The organism is Neogemmobacter tilapiae (assembly GCF_014652215.1).
GTDB classification, from domain to species: domain Bacteria; phylum Pseudomonadota; class Alphaproteobacteria; order Rhodobacterales; family Rhodobacteraceae; genus Neogemmobacter; species Neogemmobacter tilapiae.
Genome location: NZ_BMYJ01000001.1, coordinates 150,204 through 166,364, shown reverse-complemented (window position 1 = coordinate 166,364; position 16,161 = coordinate 150,204). Strand labels below are relative to the sequence as shown.

The following is a 16,161-nucleotide window of genomic DNA, read 5'->3' as shown; positions in this document are numbered from 1 at the left end:
CTGGCACAAAGGCTTTGGAGGATGTCATGGACCTGCCCTTTGACGGCGCGATCACCCGCTATTTCCGCGAAGGCGCACCGAAAGCCGTGCGCCAAGCCATTGAAATGGCGGACAGCGACGACATCCTGAACAAGGACTACCCCTACCGCGAAGAGATGAAGCGCAAAGACTATGAGGCGCAGATGGAGGGGTTGCAAATTCAGCTCGCCCGTCTGCAAGCCGACATCAAGGCCACTGGCAAGCGCCTGATCGTGGTGTTTGAAGGCCGCGATGCGGCGGGCAAGGGCGGCACGATTGCGGCCATGCGCGAAAACATGAACCCGCGTGTGGCGAATGTGGTGGCGCTGTCGAAACCCTCTGACCGTGAGGCCGCGCAATGGTATTTCCAGCGCTATGTCGATTGGCTGCCCGCCAAGGGTGAACTCGCCATGTTCGACCGCAGTTGGTACAACCGCGCCATTGTGGAACCCGTCTTTGGCTTTTGCACGCCCGAACAGCGCGATAAGTTCATGGCCCAGCTTCCCGGCTTTGAACAGATGCTGGTGGATGAGGGGATCATTCTGGTCAAGCTGTGGCTGGAGGTGGGCCGCGCCGAACAGTTGAAACGCTTTCTGGATCGCGAGAAAGACCCGCTGAAACAGTGGAAACTGTCCCAGATCGACATCGACGGGCTGGCGAAATGGGATGAATACTGCACCGCCATCGACGCCACGATGAAGGATTCCCATTACAAATTCGCGCCTTGGACGGTGATCTTGTCCGACGACAAGAAACGCGCGCGGCTTGCGGCGATTCAAACCGTGCTGCGTTCGGTCGATTTTGTCGGGCGAGACGACAAGGTGATCGGCAAGCCGGACGATAAAATCTGTGGCGGGCCAAAGATCCGGAAGACCAAGTGAAGCGCGGATATCATCACGGCAACCTGCGGCAGGCCTTGGTGGATGCCGCCCTTGGTCTGATTGCCGATCAGGGACCGCAGGGCTTTACCCTGTCCGAAGCGGCCAAGGCGGCGGATGTGACGCCTGCGGCGGTCTATCGCCATTTCGCCGGGCGGGATGATCTTTTGGCCGAGGTCGCCCGCCAAGGCTATGAAATCTTTGCCGCCCTGATGGAATATGCCTATGCCGAGGGCAAACCCACCGCCCTGGCGGCATTTGAGGCGACGGGGCGGGCCTACCTCGCCTTTGCGCGGAAATACCCCGGCCACTACAAAGCGATGTTCGAAGGCGGGCTGTCTTTGCAAGCCCATCCTGCGCTCGCCCCCGTGGCCGCACGCGCACAAGGCGTGCTGGAAAAGGCAGCGGCGAACCTGTCGCTGCACCTGCCCCCCGACAAGCGCCCCCCCGCCAGCATGTTTTCGGCCCATATCTGGGCCCTGTCACATGGCGTGGTGGAACTTTATGCCCGTGGTGCCCCCGGCGCGCGCAGCCCCTTTCCACCCGAAGACCTGCTGGAAACCGGTATCGGCATCTATTTGCGGGGTCTGGGGCTGATCGCGCCGGACCGCTGATCAGGGAAACTGAGCGAAGAACCGCAGAATCTCGTCATTCGCGCTGATCTCTTGCGTCTGACCGCCCTGCCGCCCCGCACGCCGCCCCCCGGGCCAGACATGACCACCATTCTCAACCGTGATCAGCCGCACGACCACCCTGCCCTTTTGGGTCCAATTCTCAATTGTCACCTTCGTCCCATCATCAAAGCGGTCAAGTGTTCGGCTTGTCCGCATGAGGCCGGTTCCCCAGCGCTGGACAAAGGCATCCACCACCTCGGTCACGGCCGAAAAATGCGTATCGGTGAAGCCATCAGTCGGCAAACCGCCAGCATAAGGCACCTGCGTATCCGCTGTGCCGTGGATATGCAGAAGTGCAACCTGCCCCCGCACTGGAAAGCTCGCGATGTCCAAAGTGCCGGACACACCCGCCACGGCCTTGACCCGGCGGGGCTTACTGGCGGCATAGGCCTCAACCATCAGACTGCCATTCGACATGCCCGTCAGATACAGCCGATCTGTGTTGAGTTTAAAGCGCTTGCCCGCGTCTTTGATCGCCAGATCCAGAAAGGCGATGTCATCCACCTTGTTCCGTTGGGCGAAGCCGCAACAATAGCCACCGTTCCAAGTTTTGATACGGCCTGAGCCTTCCGGATAAATCACCGCATAGCCCGCCTTGTTCGCCGGCAAACTGAAGCCTGAATTTCGGGCGATTTGCGCAGGGCTGCCGCCACCGCCATGCAAGACCAAGATCAGCGGGGCGCCAACGGCCCTTGCGGGCAGATCGATGACATAGGCCCTGTCGCCCAGCCGAATTTCCTGCCGGTCGGCCAAGGCAAAACCGGGCAGAAGAAACAAAAGCAAAGTCAGAAATTTCATCACACCGTTCCCTCGTTGTTTTGAAGGTAACGTCGCCGTGATCTGGTTCCGTCGGATCAGCCGTAAAGTTCTTTCGCCCGCCGTTCAAAGGCCCGCACAATGCGTTGCATCGCGTCGTTGAAGACGACGCCGATGATGCCCTGCAAGATTGCATTGCGGAATTCGAAATCGACAAAGAATTCCACTTCGCTGCCGCCTTCGGCCCGATCCCGAAAGGCCCAATAGCTTTTCATGTGGCGAAACGGCCCGTCCAAATATTCGGTGTCGATCCGTTTGATTCCCGGAAACAGCGTCACCCGGCTTCCAAAGCGTTCCCGGAACACCTTGAAGCTGATCACCAGATCGGCCTCCATCACCTCACCCTCGGGTCCGCCCGAGCGCGACCGGATGCGCGCCGCCGCCGTCCATGGCAGGAATTTCGGATAATTGCCCACGTCGGCCACCAGATCGTACATCTGCTGGGCGGTATAGGGCATGATCTTGGTTTCGTGATGGGTGGGCATGGGACCGGAACGCGTGACTTGGGGACTGTCTTTGGCTAAGGCTAAGGCGGAAATCAAGAGTGTGCCATGCCCCATCGCCCCTATGTCATCGACCAGTTGATCAGCGCCAAGGCCATCGCGGCGCGGGTCGAGGCGTTAAGCCGCGAGATTACCGCGCATTATCAGGGCACCGACAAGCTGGTCGTGGTGGGCCTGCTGCGCGGTTCCTTTGTCTTCATCGCCGATCTGGTGCGGGAAATCGACCTGCCGGTCGAGGTGGATTTTCTAGAGGCCTCTAGCTATGGCAACAGCATGACCTCCAGCCGTGAAGTGCGCATTCTCAAGGACTTGCGCGGCGAAATTGCCGGGCGGGATGTGCTGGTGGTGGAGGATATCGTCGATACGGGCTTTACGCTGCACCATGTGGTGAACCTGCTGCGGTCGCGCGAACCGGCGCGGCTGGAGGTTTGCGCTTTGCTGGACAAGCCATCGCGGCGCGAGATCGACATGGCGGCGACTTGGACGGGTTTTGCCATTCCCGATGAATTCGTCGTGGGTTATGGCATTGATTTTGCGCAGAGAAACCGCAACTTGCCTTATATTGGCAAGGTTCGGTTCACGGGTGAAGAATGAACCCGCGCTGGCTGATCAAGATGTCACGCTGGGCGCGCAATCCGCCAAGCCCACGGCAAGTGGCCTTTGTTTTGGGGATTGTCGCGGTCTGCGTGGCCTTTGGGGCCTATGAGTATATGTTCGGCTGGCCCGAATTCCTGACGGTGAATGGTCGGGCAAAACCCTGACACGGGAATTTCATCGCACGGGGAATTGATCGGCAAGGCAAAGCGTAGCAGGATCAAGGAAATAGCCAGGGAAACCCCGCGATGAAAAAGCTTCTGACTGGATTGCTAGTTCTGGGTTTGGTCGGGGGCGGCGCAGGGTGGGTTCTGACCGCGCCCAAAACCCTGCCGTCGGATACATTTGCGGGCATCGCCGGGGATGCGGCCAAGGGCGAGGCGGTGTTCTGGGCCACCGGCTGCGCCTCTTGCCATATGGCGGCGGAAGCCAAGGGCGAGGATCAGCTGAAACTACCCGGCGGTCAACGTTTTGAAACCGCTTTTGGGACGTTCCTTTCGCCCAATATCTCGCCCGATCCGGCCCATGGCATCGGCGGTTGGACGTTGGAGCAGTTCGCCAATGCCATCCAAAAGGGCGTCTCACCCGAAGGTCAGCACTATTACCCCGCCCTGCCGTATGCGGCCTATCAGAACATGGTGCCGCAGGATGTGGCGGATCTTTATGCCTTTATGCAGACCCTGCCCGCCGTGGAAACCGCCAGCCTGCCGCATGAGGTGGGCTTTCCCTACAATATCCGCCGTTCCTTGGGCGGGTGGAAACTGCTGTTCCTTCCTTCGGGTTGGGCCGTGGGTGGCGATCTGTCCGAAGCGGAACAAAGGGGCCGCTACATCGCCGAGGCGATGGCCCATTGCGGAGAATGCCACACGCCGCGCAATGCCTTGGGCGGACAGACGCGCAGCGCCTGGCTGGCGGGGGCGCCGAACCCCTCGGGTGAGGGGAATATTCCGAACATCACCCCCGCAAAACTGACATGGAGCGAGGATGAAATCGTCGAATATCTGACATCCGGCTTCACGCCAGAGTTTGACAGCGTCGGGGGGCATATGTCTCATGTCGTGGAAAACATGGCCCGTCTACCGGAAAGCGACCGTCAGGCCGTGGCGGCCTATCTAAAGAAAGTGAGCCCCGTCGAATGATCCTGATCGGCCAATATGACAGCCCCTTTGTCCGCCGCGTTGGCATCGCGCTCACAATCTATGACATTGCCTTTGAACACCGCCCGTGGAGCACCTTTTCCGATGCAGAAAAGCTGGCTTTTTATAACCCCTTGATGCGGGTGCCGACGCTGGTGCTGGACGATGGTTTCGTGCTGATCGACAGCCATCTGATCCTAGATTACCTCGACAGCCGGGTGGCCCCCGAAAAGGCTTTGGCACCCGGGTTGGAGCCGGATCGGCACAAGGTTTTGAAAGCAGTGGCCTTGTCTACCGGGCTTTCAGAAAAGGCGGTTAGCCTGTTTTACGAAATGGTGCTGCACGAACAAAGGTCGCCCGTGTGGGAGGCGCGTTGCCGTACGCAGGTCGGGCAGGTTCTGGCGGTGTTGCAGGCGGAACGGGCCAAGGTAGAGGGGCCTTTCTGGTTTGGAAACCGTATCAGCCATGCCGACATCGCGCTGGCCTGCGCCCTGCGACACGTCGCCGAGTCGATGCCACAAGTGGTCGATCTGACGGCTTACCCCGCGCTGGCCGCCCATTCCGCGCATTATGAGGGGCTGGCGGTGTTCCAGAACATCCAGCAGCCGTTCATCCCGCCCGCCTAACGGCGAAAGCGCCGCATCATTTTCTGGGTCTGCCGCATCCGTTGCGCGGCATCACTGCCTGCGCCACCAGACCCGCGTTTGCCTTTCCCAGCCACCTTGTTGATGCCCGTCATAACACCTTTCGTCAGAAACCGGCGCAGCAAGCGGCTGCCCATCTGTTGCAACAAACGCTGAATATCCATCCCTACTCCTCGAACATGTCGGCCTGATCGGTCGCGCCTTCGTCTTCTTCAGATGGGATCGCATTCGGATCTGGCAAGGGTCGGTTGTCCAAAAGCCCTGCCGCCCGCAGATCCTTCAGCCCCGGCAGATCCCGTGCCGATTCAAGACCGAAATGATCCAGGAACTGTTCTGTCACCACGAATGTCACTGGCCGCCCCGGTGTCATGCGCCGCCGGCCCAGCCGGATCCAATCCAGTTCCAGCAATTGGTCCACCGTTCCACGGCTGACCGCAACCCCTCGGATTTCTTCAATTTCTGCCCGTGTCACCGGCTGATGATAGGCCACAATCGCCAAAGTTTCGATCGCGGCACGAGACAGTTTGCGCGCCTCAAGGCTTTCCTTCTGCATCAGATAGCCAAGGTCCGGCGCTGTCCGAAATGCCCAAGCCGTCCCCACCTGATGCAATCGCACACCCCGCCCTTCATAGCGCTTTTGCACATGCGCCACCGCCTCGGCCGCATCGCAGCCATGCGGCATCCGTGATGCCAGTTCCGCCAAGGTCACGGGTTCGGCGCTGGCGAACAGGATCGCCTCGACCATACGCTCCTGTTCGCCCATCGGTGGCGCATCGAAAAGCGACTGTTCCCGCTCGCTCATCCCCGCCCCCCTTCACGCGCCCGTATCTGCAAGGGCGCAAAGGTTTCGCCCTGCCGCAGCAGCAATTGCCCTTGCTTCGTCATTTCCAGAACCGCCGCGAAATGCGCGGCCAAGGCCGAACGCCGCTGCATCGGCGTGCCATCCCAGCCTTCCGGCAAAAAGCCTTGCAGATCAGACCATTCGCCAACATAGCCCAGCATCCCCCGCAGCCGTTCCAAGGCCTGTTCCATGGTGAACACATGGTCGCGATCCATCACAAAGGGGCGGAATTCGTCCCGCGTCCGCAGCCTTGCATAGGCGCGCATCAGGTCGATCAGGCTCCCTTCATAGGTCACCTTCCGCAGATGGCTGACATCTTCGGGCAGGCCCCTAGCAAAGAAATCCCTTCCCAACTGATCCCGCGCCATGAGCCGCGCCGCAGCCTCACGCATAGCGGCCAGCCGTTCCAGCTGAAACGCCAGATGCGCCGCCATTTCCTGAGCAGAGGGGCCTTCGTCGGTGGGATCAGGCGGCAAAAGAAGGCGGGATTTCAGATAGGCGAGCCAAGCCGCCATCACCAGATAATCCGCCGCAAGTTCGATGCGCAGGTCCTTGGCTTTGTTCACGAAAATCAAATACTGCTCGGCCAGTTGCAGGACCGAAATCCGCCGCAGGTCCACCTTTTGCGACCGCGACATGGACAGCAAAAGGTCTAAAGGCCCCTCGAACCCGTCCACATCGACGATCAGCGCCTCGGCGGCGAGCCGGTCGGCGACGGACAGACGTTCCGCTTGATCCCAATCCTCAGCCATCACCTTCCCCGCCCAACAGGGCAGAGTGTTCCGCACGCAGCGCATCGATGTCAACGGCTTCGGGCAAGCGCCGTGCCGCCAGAGCCTTTTGCGCCCGCACCATCGTCTCGGGCCCCATCTGTCCCGCAGCGTCGGCGATCAGCGCCATCTCGGCCACCGTGCCCTTGCAGAATAGGGCCATATCGCAACCGGCCATTCGGGCGGCACGGGTGCTTTCGGCCGCGGTGCCTTTCAAAGCCTGCATATTCAGATCGTCGGTCATCAGCAGCCCGTCAAAGCCGATCTGTTCGCGGATCACACGTACCATTTCCGGCGACAGCGTCGCCGGTCGGCGGTCAAAAGCAGAAAAGACGATATGGGCGGTCATCGCCATCGGCAGATCAGCCAATGCCCGGAAGGGCGCGAAATCGGTGTCGTCCAGCGCTTCGGAATCCACATTCACCGTGGGCAGTTCCAGATGCGTGTCCAGTGCGGCACGGCCATGGCCCGGCAGGTGTTTCATCACAGGCAGGACGCCCCCCGCCAAAAGCCCATCGGCGGCGGCCCGACCCAAAAGCGCCACTTGCGCCGGATCGTCGGCAAAACAGCGGTTTTTCAGGAAAGGATGGGTCTGATCCGTCGCGACGTCCAGACAGGGCGCACAGTTGGTATCGACACCCATCGCCCGCAATTCATGGGCAATCAGCCGATAGCGCAGCCACATCATACGGGGGGCCTGATCTCCCGCCCTTGCCACGGCATCCAAGGGCGGCAGATATTCCGCCCAATGCGGGGCCCGCATCCGCTGCACCCGCCCGCCTTCCTGATCAATCAGAATGGGCGCATCGCGGCCAACGGACTGCCGCAAATCACCTGTCAGTCGGCGCAGCTGATCGGGATCTTCGACGTTCCGCGCAAACAGAATGAAACCAAAGGGATCAGCGGCGCGAAAGAAATCACGCTCCTCCGCCGTCAGCACAGGACCGGCGAGACCGAATATCGCCGCCGTGCGGCCTGCCGGGGTCATTCCACCAGCACCGGAATGCAGATCATATCCTTTTCCAACATGGCCTTGCAGAATTCATGGGTGGCTTGCTTGTCGGCAAAGCCATCCACCCGAAGCCGCACGAATTTCTGCCCGCCCACATCCGCCTCTTGCACGACGCGCGTTTTGCCCGTCATTTCCGCCGGATAAAGCGCCGCGCGTTCCGCCCAATGGCCCCGCGCACCTTCGACATCATCAAAAGCCCCGATCTGCACCAGCCAAGTTCCCGGCTGGATGGCACTGGCTTGGACTTCCACGGCATCGGGTTGGGCCGGTGCTGCCGGCTGCACGATCACTGGCCCGCCGGCAGGTTGCAGACTTTCGCCTTGATCCAGCACCGTGCCCGGTCGCATCCGAGGCCGCATTCCAGCCAGATCAGGGTTGTTTTCAATGGCCACTGCCGCCAGTTCTGGCTCGGCCGTTTCGGCCACGGGCTCGGCCAAAGCCTCGGTGAGCGCCACATCCATCAGCAATTCCGGCCCCGCCGCCGCAGGCGCAGACACTTCGACCTCTTGTGGCGCGGCGGCCACCGCCCCTGCTGCTGAAAGACCAGGGCCATCTTCCATCGTCAGATCGACGGGTTTTGGCGCCAGAACCAGTTGCTCGGCCACAGGGGCCGCCTGCCCCACGGCCGCCACCGAATTCACGGCAAGACCCATGTGATCGGCCAATTCGCCGCCCGGATTGCTGGGGGCCACGCGCATCGGCCCCTCGATCGCCAGCACAACCGGCACACCCGACACATCCCGCACCGCAAGATCATAGGCCCACCAGACGCCCCCCAGCAGAAGGCCCAGGGAAACCAGTCCCCCCGCCAGATTGACATTTCGCTGGAATCGGCCCGCCCGTTTCGGCGCAGCTACCGGCCCACCATGCGCCGGATGATAATAGGATTGCACCTGCTGGCGCTGAATATACGCCTGTTGCTGCTGCACAGGTTTGCGCGCGCGGACGGGTTGATACCCGTCTTGGTTCATGACCGCCATTGCTCTGCCCTACTGCCCGGGGGTTATTCCCCCATCTTGCCTGTTTTCATCCGGGCGGGGCGCCTGTTGTCAGCGCATTTCCTCGACCGGAGTCACGCCCAGAATAGCAAGACCGGCGGAAATGACAACGCCCGTGGCACGCGCCAACGCGATTTTCGGCAGGGATGCGCTTTCGCTGTCCTGCACGAAACGCAAGGACAACTCGTCATTGCCCCGGTTCCACAGGCTGTGCAGGTCGGACGCCAATTCATACAGGTAGAAGGCCACCCGATGCGGCTCGTTCCCCTTGGCGGCGATTTCCACCAGACGCGGCCATTCGGCCATTTTGGCGATCAGCGCCAGTTCGGCAGGATGGGTTAGTCCCGACAAATCGACGCCCGAAAGCGTGGCATCTTCGACAATCCAACCCGCCTCGCGCGCTTTGCGCAGCACCGAATTGATCCGGGCATTGGCGTATTGGACATAGAAAACCGGGTTGTCCTTGGACTGTTCCAGCACCTTGTCAAAATCGAAATCCAGCGCCACATCATTCTTGCGGGTCAGCATCATGAAACGGGTGACGTCCGCCCCTGCCTGTTCGACAACCTCGCGCAGCGTGACAAAGGTGCCCGCCCGTTTCGACATTTTAAAGGGCTGACCGCCCTTGAACAGCTTCACAAGCTGAATGAGCTTGATATCCAAGGGCACCTTGCCGCCCGAAAGCGCGGAAACGGCGGCCTTCATCCGCTTGACATAGCCGCCATGATCGGCGCCGAAAATGTCGATCAGCTGATCATAGCCGCGCGACACTTTGTCATAGTGATAGGCAATGTCGGGCGCGAAATAGGTCCAGCTTCCATCCGACTTTTTCACCGGACGGTCCACATCATCGCCATGCGCCGTCGAGCGGAACAGGGTCTGTTCGCGCGGTTCCCAATCCTCGGGCAGTTGACCCTTCGGCGGTTCCAGCACGCCTTCATAGATCAGGTCCATGTCACGCAGGCGCTGGATCGCGGCCTCGATCTGGCCGGTGCCGTATAGCGCCTTTTCGCTGGAATAAAGATCCATCCGGACGCCAAGCGCAGCCAGATCCTCGCGGATCATGGCCATCATCTGTTCGGTGGCAAAATCGCGCACCTCGGCCAGCCAATATTGCTCGCCCTTGTCCAGCAGACTGTCGCCATACTTGGCCTTAAGCGCCTCGCCCACCGGAATCAGATAATCGCCGGGATAAAGGCCTTCGCGGATTTCGGGTTCCAGACCAAGGGCTTCGCGATAGCGTTCATAGGCGGAACGGGCCAGCACATCGACCTGTGCGCCGCCGTCGTTGATGTAATATTCCCGCGTCACATCCCAGCCCGCAAAAGCCAGAAGGTTCGCCAAAGCATCGCCCACGACCGCGCCGCGCACATGGCCGACGTGCATCGGGCCGGTCGGGTTTGCGCTGACGAATTCGACGTTGACCTTCTGCTTCTGGCCGATAGAGGCCCGGCCATATTCCTTGCCCGCAAGCAGGACCGCGCGCGTCAGACTATGCCAGACCGCTGCATCCAAACGCAGGTTCAGGAAACCGGGGCCAGCCACATCTGCCCCCGCCACACGCGGATCGGCCATCAGCCGCCCGGCCAAGCCTTCCGCAATCTGGCGGGGCTGTTGGCCTGCGGGTTTCGCCAGCACCATCGCGGCATTGGTCGCCATGTCACCATGCGCAGCATCTCGCGGCGGTTCCACCGCAACGGCGGTGAAATCAAGACCCTGGGGCAGTTCGCCCTTGGCCACCATGTCGTCCAAAGCACTGATCACCAGCGCCCGGATCTCCGCGAAAAGGTTCATCGGTCACGTCCTTGTTGATCCTGACCGGATGCCCGATTGGCGACCAATCGTCAAGGATGGGGCGCCCCACCCCTGCGCCAATCCTCCAGCGCCGCATTGTCCGCGAATGGGGTCGTCGGTCGCAACGCGGGGTTTTTCCCCCGCATATAATGCGTTTCGCGTGCTCCAAAGTAAAAGGCGACGATTGCGCCAAGGATCCACCACAAAGCCTCGGGCACCATGTTCAGCCCCTCCATCCTGAATGAAAACCCGACCGGATCGACCATCGCATAGGTGAACAGCCCCAAAGTGCCGAACACCATCAAGGGGCGCGGCAGGCGGTTCAGCCCGTTCAGCGCCCGATCAAACCAGCCCGTCCCGCCGAATTCCGCCCCCATCTGCCCCAGCGCCGCCCCCTGCGCCTGAATGTCCAGCTCTCGCGCCTTGGTCTCGTCCCCCGCGATCACCCCGGCGACATCCCGCGCGGCCTGACCCAAGGCCGCCATATTGCCCAAACGCCCGATCAACCCCATGCTGCCACCCGTGCCTTGTGTTGCTTGTCTGAAAGGCGATAGCGCGCCGCCATGAAGCTTTCGGCCCGCGTGATCCAGCCGCCTTTGCCCCCCGTCCGGCTGCGGGCATATTTCCGCGACGCAGGCCGGGCATCGGCCAGCCAGTAATAGTAGTTCCGCCGTTCGATGGCATAAGCATCGGCGATGTGTTTCGGCGCGGCCTCGGCGGCCAGTTGCACAGCGCGGATGGTTTGCGGCCCAATCGCCCCATCGTCGGCGCAGGCAAAGCCCATTTTGCTGACCATCCGTTGCAGGATCTTCACAGCGTTGGTGCCTGCGTTGACATACATGTCAAAGACCGAGGGCTGCAAAACCTCGGGCAGATTGCCGATCCCTGGTTTTTGAAAATAGTGCTCGACAAAGATCGCCTCGGCCCGATCCCGTGTCAGAGCCTGCACATCCGGGATACCAACCGCCCCATCGCCCGTCAGGTCAAGGCCAAGACGCCGCAGCGTGCCCAAGGTCACGCCGTATTTCGTGGCCCCCCCCGGATCATCTGGGTCGTTTACGAAACCGCCCTCGCGCCCGACGATTTCGGCAGCTATTTCTTTCACTGTCGGCATAGTGCCCCCTTTGTTGGGCACAAACCTGCCAAGGGGCAGTTAACGGCGTGAAAATCAGTCGTTCGCAGGTTCCTGATAAACGCCCTGTTCCTTCAAGGCGTCGATCACTTCTTTGGGCATATAGGTTTCGTCATGCTTGGCCAGAATTTCCGTGGCCACAAAAACCCCGTCCTGCATCTGCCCCAAGGCAATTGTTCCCTGCCCTTCCTTGAACAGGTCCGGCTTGATCCCCGTATAGCTGACGGGAATGGAAGCCCCCCCATCCGTCACCTTGAAGGTGATCGCCTCACCCTGCCCCTGCACCAGCGAGCCAGGTTCCACCAGACCGCCGATACGGAAGATTTCCCCAAGCTCGGGTGGCTGTTCCACGACCTGCGTGGGGGAGCGGAAAAAATTGATGCCATCGCGCATGGCATAACCAATCAAACCCGTCGCCACCGCCAAGGCCACGAAGGCGATAATGATGATCTGGATACGGCGTTGTTTTTTCAGGTTGCGCATGGCTGCCTTTGGCGATCAGGGAAAAAGCGGGGCCAGCATCAGGCCCGTGGTTTCCGGCAGACCCAGCATGAGGTTCGCGTTCTGGATCGCCTGCCCCGAAGAACCCTTGGTCAGATTGTCCAAAACGGCCACCACAATCGCCCGGTTCGCCCGCCGGTCGCCCACAACGCCCAGATGGCAGAAGTTCGATCCCGCAATATCGCGAGTCGAAGGCAGTTGCCCAAAGGGCAAGACTTGCAGGAAAGGCTCGTCCTTATAGGCGCTTGCCAGCGTTTCATGCACCGCCGAAGGATCGCCCTTGACATAAACCGTCGCCAGAATGCCCCGGTTCATCGGCAACAGATGTGGCGTGAACTGCACCTGCACCGGCCGCCCTGCGATTTTGGAAAACTCCTGATCGAATTCGCCCAAATGCCGATGCTTGCCCCCGGCGGAATAAGCGTGGGTACCGCCCGACAGCTCCGCATGCAGCAGATTTTCCTTCAGCGAACGACCTGCACCGGAAACCCCGGCCTTCAGGTCGATGATGATGTCGTCCAGATCAATCACCCCCGCCGCGACAAGGGGCCGCAAGGCAAATTGCCCCGTCGCCGCATTGCAGCCCGTGCCCGCCACCAGGCGGGCCTGGGCAATTTCGGCCCGGTAAAACTCGGTCAGCCCGTAAACCGCCTCGGCCTGCAAATCCATCGCGGCATGGGGCTGGCCATACCACTTTTCATAGGCCGCCGCGTCGCGCAGCCGGAAATCGGCGGAAAGATCGACGATTTTCAGGTTCCGCGGCAGGGCACTGATGACCTGTTGCGTCGTGGCATGCGGCAGCGCGCAGAAACACAGGTCAATGCCCGCAAAGTCGATCTCGTCAATCTTTTGCAGGGTCGGCAGGTCCAGATGCCGCAGAAAGGGGAAAACCTCGGCCATCTGCATCCCGGCCTTACGGTCGGCGGACAGCGCCTTGATCGTCATTTCGGGATGGGTCGCGATCAGGCGGACAAGTTCCGCCCCCGTGTAACCCGAAGCCCCCAGAATGGCGATGTTGAACGGCATGACGGCCCCCTGATTTGCATGCGCCTTAGATGGCCCCAAGACGCAGGGGATGCAAGACGCCTATGCAGCCTGAAACGTCACCTTCCGCCGCAAAAACTGCGTGGCATTGTCGCTAACCTTTTTCGGATCGCCCGTGGTCAGAAACTTCGATTCCGTCCCCTTGCCAAGAAATTCCGGCCGCCGCACCAGATAATCCGCAAGCGATTCCGCCACGAGATTGGCTTGGGAATAGACCTTCACCTCTGGCCCCAAAGCCTCGGCAAAGGTCTTTTCCATCAGCGGGTAATGCGTGCAGCCCAAAATCGCCGCCTCGGGCGCAGGCATCCGGCGTTTCAGCGCATCGACATGCGCCCGCACAAGGCTTTCGGCCAAGGCCTCATCCCCCGCCTCGATCGCATCGACCACCCCGCCGCAGGGCTGTGCCTCGACATCCACCCCAATCGCGCGGAAGGCCAGTTCCCGCTGAAACGCCCGGCTGGCCACCGTCGCAGGCGTTGCAAACAACGCGACATGTTTCACTGCCACCTCGCGCGGCGGGGAATTGTCGCCCCATTGCCGTTCGGTCAGTGCCTCGATCAGCGGCACAAAGACCCCCAGAACCCGCTTGTCTTTGGGGATCCAGTGTTCCTGCATCCGCTTCAAGGCCGCCGCACTGGCCGTGTTGCAGGCCAGGATCACCAGATCGCAGCCCTCAGCCCAAAGCCGTTCCACCGCCGCCGTTGTCAGGTTGTAGATGTCATCCGGCGTCCGCACGCCATAAGGCGCATGGGCATTGTCGCCGAAATAGACAAAGGGCACATCCGGCAGCTTGCGCGACACCGCGTCCAGCACCGTCAGCCCACCCAGACCTGAATCGAAAATCCCAACCGCCATGCCTGCCCCCTGACCCTTTGGGGCGCATGGCCCCTTACGGGTTTCTGTATTTCGCCTCGAACTCGTAGCCCAGAGCATAGGATTTTCGCGGGCCGGGGGAAAGGTCATAGGTGGACCGCCGAAGCCATTCCATCAGCGCGGTTGGATCGCCCCTGCGCGCCGCAATCTCGCCGGCAGCAAGGGGCTGGCCCACCACCACGGGCACCGGCTGATCCAACCGCGCGCGGAACTCTTTCAGCAGCAGGCCAAGGCGCAAGGAATAATGCAGATGTGACGCCATCTGGAACAGCCGCGAATTGTGCCCCGGAAAGAAGATCGGCACCACCACCGCCCCGGATTTCGCAATCATCTTGGCGGTAAAATTCCGCCAAACCGGATCCATCGGCCGCCCCAAAGGCTTTTGCGACGTCGACACCGTCCCGCCCGGAAAAATGCCAATTGCGCCACCCTGCCCCAGATAATCCAGCGCCTTGGCCCGTGTTTGCAGGTTCAGCGCCACAGCCTCGCGTGTTTCGCTGAAATCGACGGGCAGCAGCACCCGGTCTAGCACCTCGGCCCGCCGGAAGACCGCATTCGCCAGAATCCGAAAATCGGGGCGCAGACGGTCCAAGATATGGCCCATCATCAACCCGTCCAGAATGCCGTAGGGGTGATTCGAAATCAGGATCAACGGCCCGTTCGCGGGTATGTCGTTCAGGTTCCCCGCCGCCACCTGCAAAGTCAGACCATAGCGTTCCGGCATCACCTGCCAGAACGACCTGCCCGCCGCCAGTTCCCGATCATAGCCCGCCGCTCGCCGCAAAAGGCTGCGCCGTCCGGTCAATGCCTCCAGCGTGCGGATGACGGTTTGCGCGGGTTTGCTGGCAATGCCAGTGGCATAGGTGATGTCGCGGGGGGTATTCATGACCTTGATCCGATATTTTTCACCCGGCCCCTTTAACGGAATATTTTGACAGCCATGTTGCAATCGAAAGCCTGACATGCAGAAAGCACATATGTTAAGGTTATTTCAGAAACGGGCGGGGGCCAGATGGACTGGGACAAGTTGCGCATTTTTCACGCGGTGGCCGATGCCGGCAGCCTGACGCATGCGGGGGATGTTCTGCATCTGTCGCAATCGGCGGTCAGCCGTCAGATCAGGGCATTGGAGGAAAGCCTAAGCGTCACCCTGTTCCACCGTCATGCGCGCGGCCTGATCCTGACCGAACAGGGCGAACTGCTGTTCGAGGCGACGCAGGCGATGGTCAAACGTCTGGACGCCACCGCCGCCCGTATCCGCGACAGCGAGGATGAGGTTTTCGGCGAACTCCGTGTAACGACGACGATGGGTTTTGGCACGCTGTGGCTCGCCCCACGTCTGGCAAAGCTTTACGCGAAATTCCCCGCGCTCAAGATCGACCTGATGCTTGAGGAACGGGTGCTGGACCTGCCCATGCGTGAGGCTGACGTGGCCATCCGCATGAAGGAACCCAGCCAGGCCGACCTGATCCGCAAACGGCTGATGCAGATCCGGATGCGGCTTTACGCCAGCCCCGAATATCTGGCCGAACATGGCACGCCGCAATCGATGGACGACCTAAGCCAGCATCGGCTGATCAGCCAGCATGCTGGCACGCCCCAAGTGCAGGCGGGCGCCAATCTGGTGGCCGATCTGATGAGCCACGACATCCCCTCGACCCTCACCGTCAACAACTATTTCGGTGTCTTGCAGGGGGTGCTGAACCATCTGGGCATCGGTGTCCTGCCGGACTATTTGACCGAGGATTTTCCGCAACTGGTGCGGGTTTTGCCCGAGGTGGAAAGCGGTGAAGTGCCGGTTTTCCTTGCCTATCCCGAAGAGCTGCGCCATTCCAAACGGGTGGCCGCCTTCCGCGATTTCGTGACCGAAGAGATCATGGCCTACCGGAAGCGCCAGCAGGAAGATTGATCCCTGCACCTGTGTTGTGACGAG

21 protein-coding genes are annotated in these 16,161 nt (G+C 60.9%); 7 read left to right on the top strand and 14 right to left on the bottom strand.

What is annotated here, in order from left to right; translation table 11 throughout:
* The first annotated feature begins 26 nt into the window (after positions 1 to 26).
* Both ppk2 and IE095_RS00885 read left to right on the top strand, forming a co-directional pair.
* A complete protein-coding gene (gene ppk2 / locus IE095_RS00890; RefSeq protein ID WP_189409545.1) occupies positions 27 to 899 on the top strand; it encodes a polyphosphate kinase 2 in 873 nt (290 codons plus the stop codon).
* Positions 896 to 1,510, top strand: a complete 615-nt coding sequence (locus IE095_RS00885; RefSeq protein WP_189409544.1) for a TetR/AcrR family transcriptional regulator — start codon at positions 896 to 898, stop codon at positions 1,508 to 1,510. The genes ppk2 and IE095_RS00885 overlap by 4 nt, the downstream gene beginning before the upstream one ends.
* On the opposite strand, the gene IE095_RS00880 is transcribed toward IE095_RS00885, so the two are convergent.
* Together IE095_RS00880 and IE095_RS00875 are read right to left on the bottom strand one after the other, a co-directional pair.
* Entirely contained in the window at positions 1,511 to 2,368 is an 858-nt protein-coding gene (locus tag IE095_RS00880; RefSeq protein WP_189409543.1) for a CE1 family esterase, read from the bottom strand.
* Positions 2,369 to 2,424: 56 nt separating this feature from the next.
* Positions 2,425 to 2,871, bottom strand: coding sequence for a type II toxin-antitoxin system RatA family toxin (locus tag IE095_RS00875; RefSeq protein WP_189409542.1), 447 nt, complete (start codon positions 2,869 to 2,871; stop codon positions 2,425 to 2,427).
* A gap of 66 nt (positions 2,872 to 2,937) precedes the next feature.
* On the opposite strand from IE095_RS00875, the gene hpt reads away from it, so the two are divergent.
* The 4 genes from hpt (at position 2,938) to IE095_RS00855 (ending at position 5,245) form a co-directional block, all read left to right on the top strand.
* Positions 2,938 to 3,483 (top strand): hypoxanthine phosphoribosyltransferase, encoded by a 546-nt coding sequence (hpt, locus tag IE095_RS00870; RefSeq protein WP_189409540.1) that lies wholly within the window; start codon positions 2,938 to 2,940, stop codon positions 3,481 to 3,483.
* A complete protein-coding gene (locus IE095_RS00865; protein ID WP_189409538.1) occupies positions 3,480 to 3,650 on the top strand; it encodes a hypothetical protein in 171 nt (56 codons plus the stop codon). The genes hpt and IE095_RS00865 overlap by 4 nt, the downstream gene beginning before the upstream one ends.
* A gap of 81 nt (positions 3,651 to 3,731) precedes the next feature.
* Positions 3,732 to 4,622 (top strand): cytochrome c, encoded by an 891-nt coding sequence (locus tag IE095_RS00860; RefSeq protein WP_189409536.1) that lies wholly within the window; start codon positions 3,732 to 3,734, stop codon positions 4,620 to 4,622.
* Entirely contained in the window at positions 4,619 to 5,245 is a 627-nt protein-coding gene (locus tag IE095_RS00855) for a glutathione S-transferase family protein (protein ID WP_189409534.1), read from the top strand. The genes IE095_RS00860 and IE095_RS00855 overlap by 4 nt, the downstream gene beginning before the upstream one ends.
* Here the strand turns inward: IE095_RS00855 and IE095_RS00850 are convergent.
* From IE095_RS00850 to IE095_RS00795, 12 genes are all read right to left on the bottom strand, one after another.
* The gene (locus IE095_RS00850; protein WP_189409532.1) at positions 5,242 to 5,427 is read right to left on the bottom strand and encodes a hypothetical protein; all 186 of its coding nucleotides are present in this window, start codon (positions 5,425 to 5,427) and stop codon (positions 5,242 to 5,244) included. The genes IE095_RS00855 and IE095_RS00850 overlap by 4 nt on opposite strands.
* Before the next feature lie 2 nt (positions 5,428 to 5,429).
* Positions 5,430 to 6,065: an SMC-Scp complex subunit ScpB gene (scpB, locus tag IE095_RS00845; protein ID WP_189409530.1), complete on the bottom strand. Its 636-nt coding sequence runs from the start codon at positions 6,063 to 6,065 to the stop codon at positions 5,430 to 5,432.
* Positions 6,062 to 6,856, bottom strand: a complete 795-nt coding sequence (locus tag IE095_RS00840) for a segregation and condensation protein A (RefSeq protein ID WP_189409528.1) — start codon at positions 6,854 to 6,856, stop codon at positions 6,062 to 6,064. Before IE095_RS00840 ends, scpB begins: the two co-directional genes overlap by 4 nt.
* Complete coding sequence (gene nagZ / locus IE095_RS00835; RefSeq protein ID WP_189409527.1) at positions 6,849 to 7,862, bottom strand: beta-N-acetylhexosaminidase; 1,014 nt, start codon at positions 7,860 to 7,862, stop codon at positions 6,849 to 6,851. Before nagZ ends, IE095_RS00840 begins: the two co-directional genes overlap by 8 nt.
* Positions 7,859 to 8,866: an SPOR domain-containing protein gene (locus tag IE095_RS00830; RefSeq protein ID WP_229804382.1), complete on the bottom strand. Its 1,008-nt coding sequence runs from the start codon at positions 8,864 to 8,866 to the stop codon at positions 7,859 to 7,861. Before IE095_RS00830 ends, nagZ begins: the two co-directional genes overlap by 4 nt.
* A gap of 69 nt (positions 8,867 to 8,935) precedes the next feature.
* Positions 8,936 to 10,678: an arginine--tRNA ligase gene (gene argS, locus IE095_RS00825; protein WP_189409526.1), complete on the bottom strand. Its 1,743-nt coding sequence runs from the start codon at positions 10,676 to 10,678 to the stop codon at positions 8,936 to 8,938.
* 50 nt (positions 10,679 to 10,728) lie between these two features.
* Complete coding sequence (locus IE095_RS00820) at positions 10,729 to 11,190, bottom strand: holin family protein (protein WP_189409525.1); 462 nt, start codon at positions 11,188 to 11,190, stop codon at positions 10,729 to 10,731.
* Positions 11,181 to 11,792, bottom strand: coding sequence for a holin-associated N-acetylmuramidase (locus IE095_RS00815; RefSeq protein WP_189409524.1), 612 nt, complete (start codon positions 11,790 to 11,792; stop codon positions 11,181 to 11,183). Before IE095_RS00815 ends, IE095_RS00820 begins: the two co-directional genes overlap by 10 nt.
* Before the next feature lie 54 nt (positions 11,793 to 11,846).
* On the bottom strand, positions 11,847 to 12,293 hold the full coding sequence (gene ccmE / locus IE095_RS00810; protein WP_189409522.1) for a cytochrome c maturation protein CcmE: 447 nt from the start codon (positions 12,291 to 12,293) through the stop codon (positions 11,847 to 11,849).
* Between the two features lie 15 nt (positions 12,294 to 12,308).
* On the bottom strand, positions 12,309 to 13,337 hold the full coding sequence (gene argC / locus IE095_RS00805) for an N-acetyl-gamma-glutamyl-phosphate reductase (RefSeq protein ID WP_189409520.1): 1,029 nt from the start codon (positions 13,335 to 13,337) through the stop codon (positions 12,309 to 12,311).
* A gap of 60 nt (positions 13,338 to 13,397) precedes the next feature.
* On the bottom strand, positions 13,398 to 14,210 hold the full coding sequence (locus IE095_RS00800) for a glutamate racemase (protein WP_189409518.1): 813 nt from the start codon (positions 14,208 to 14,210) through the stop codon (positions 13,398 to 13,400).
* Between the two features lie 34 nt (positions 14,211 to 14,244).
* Positions 14,245 to 15,114 carry a lysophospholipid acyltransferase family protein gene (locus IE095_RS00795; RefSeq protein ID WP_189409517.1) on the bottom strand — a complete coding sequence of 290 codons (870 nt, stop codon included), beginning with the start codon at positions 15,112 to 15,114 and terminating at the stop codon, positions 14,245 to 14,247.
* A 126-nt stretch (positions 15,115 to 15,240) separates the two neighbouring features.
* Between IE095_RS00795 and IE095_RS00790 the strand changes: the two genes are divergently transcribed.
* A complete protein-coding gene (locus IE095_RS00790) occupies positions 15,241 to 16,137 on the top strand; it encodes a LysR family transcriptional regulator (protein WP_189409515.1) in 897 nt (298 codons plus the stop codon).
* Positions 16,138 to 16,161 lie beyond the last annotated feature (24 nt).

What these genes read in the sequence shown, in the direction of transcription:
- ppk2 (WP_189409545.1), top strand. Translation starts at nt 27, where the DNA reads ATGGACCTGCCCTTTGACGGCGCGATCACCCGCTATTTCCGCGAAGGC.
- IE095_RS00880 (WP_189409543.1), bottom strand. Translation starts at nt 2,368, where the DNA reads ATGAAATTTCTGACTTTGCTTTTGTTTCTTCTGCCCGGTTTTGCCTTG.
- IE095_RS00875 (WP_189409542.1), bottom strand. Translation starts at nt 2,871, where the DNA reads ATGCCCACCCATCACGAAACCAAGATCATGCCCTATACCGCCCAGCAG.
- hpt (WP_189409540.1), top strand. Translation starts at nt 2,938, where the DNA reads ATGCCCCATCGCCCCTATGTCATCGACCAGTTGATCAGCGCCAAGGCC.
- IE095_RS00865 (WP_189409538.1), top strand. Translation starts at nt 3,480, where the DNA reads ATGAACCCGCGCTGGCTGATCAAGATGTCACGCTGGGCGCGCAATCCG.
- IE095_RS00860 (WP_189409536.1), top strand. Translation starts at nt 3,732, where the DNA reads ATGAAAAAGCTTCTGACTGGATTGCTAGTTCTGGGTTTGGTCGGGGGC.
- IE095_RS00855 (WP_189409534.1), top strand. Translation starts at nt 4,619, where the DNA reads ATGATCCTGATCGGCCAATATGACAGCCCCTTTGTCCGCCGCGTTGGC.
- IE095_RS00850 (WP_189409532.1), bottom strand. Translation starts at nt 5,427, where the DNA reads ATGGATATTCAGCGTTTGTTGCAACAGATGGGCAGCCGCTTGCTGCGC.
- scpB (WP_189409530.1), bottom strand. Translation starts at nt 6,065, where the DNA reads ATGAGCGAGCGGGAACAGTCGCTTTTCGATGCGCCACCGATGGGCGAA.
- IE095_RS00840 (WP_189409528.1), bottom strand. Translation starts at nt 6,856, where the DNA reads ATGGCTGAGGATTGGGATCAAGCGGAACGTCTGTCCGTCGCCGACCGG.
- nagZ (WP_189409527.1), bottom strand. Translation starts at nt 7,862, where the DNA reads ATGACCCCGGCAGGCCGCACGGCGGCGATATTCGGTCTCGCCGGTCCT.
- IE095_RS00830 (WP_229804382.1), bottom strand. Translation starts at nt 8,866, where the DNA reads ATGGCGGTCATGAACCAAGACGGGTATCAACCCGTCCGCGCGCGCAAA.
- argS (WP_189409526.1), bottom strand. Translation starts at nt 10,678, where the DNA reads ATGAACCTTTTCGCGGAGATCCGGGCGCTGGTGATCAGTGCTTTGGAC.
- IE095_RS00820 (WP_189409525.1), bottom strand. Translation starts at nt 11,190, where the DNA reads ATGGGGTTGATCGGGCGTTTGGGCAATATGGCGGCCTTGGGTCAGGCC.
- IE095_RS00815 (WP_189409524.1), bottom strand. Translation starts at nt 11,792, where the DNA reads ATGCCGACAGTGAAAGAAATAGCTGCCGAAATCGTCGGGCGCGAGGGC.
- ccmE (WP_189409522.1), bottom strand. Translation starts at nt 12,293, where the DNA reads ATGCGCAACCTGAAAAAACAACGCCGTATCCAGATCATCATTATCGCC.
- argC (WP_189409520.1), bottom strand. Translation starts at nt 13,337, where the DNA reads ATGCCGTTCAACATCGCCATTCTGGGGGCTTCGGGTTACACGGGGGCG.
- IE095_RS00800 (WP_189409518.1), bottom strand. Translation starts at nt 14,210, where the DNA reads ATGGCGGTTGGGATTTTCGATTCAGGTCTGGGTGGGCTGACGGTGCTG.
- IE095_RS00795 (WP_189409517.1), bottom strand. Translation starts at nt 15,114, where the DNA reads ATGAATACCCCCCGCGACATCACCTATGCCACTGGCATTGCCAGCAAA.
- IE095_RS00790 (WP_189409515.1), top strand. Translation starts at nt 15,241, where the DNA reads ATGGACTGGGACAAGTTGCGCATTTTTCACGCGGTGGCCGATGCCGGC.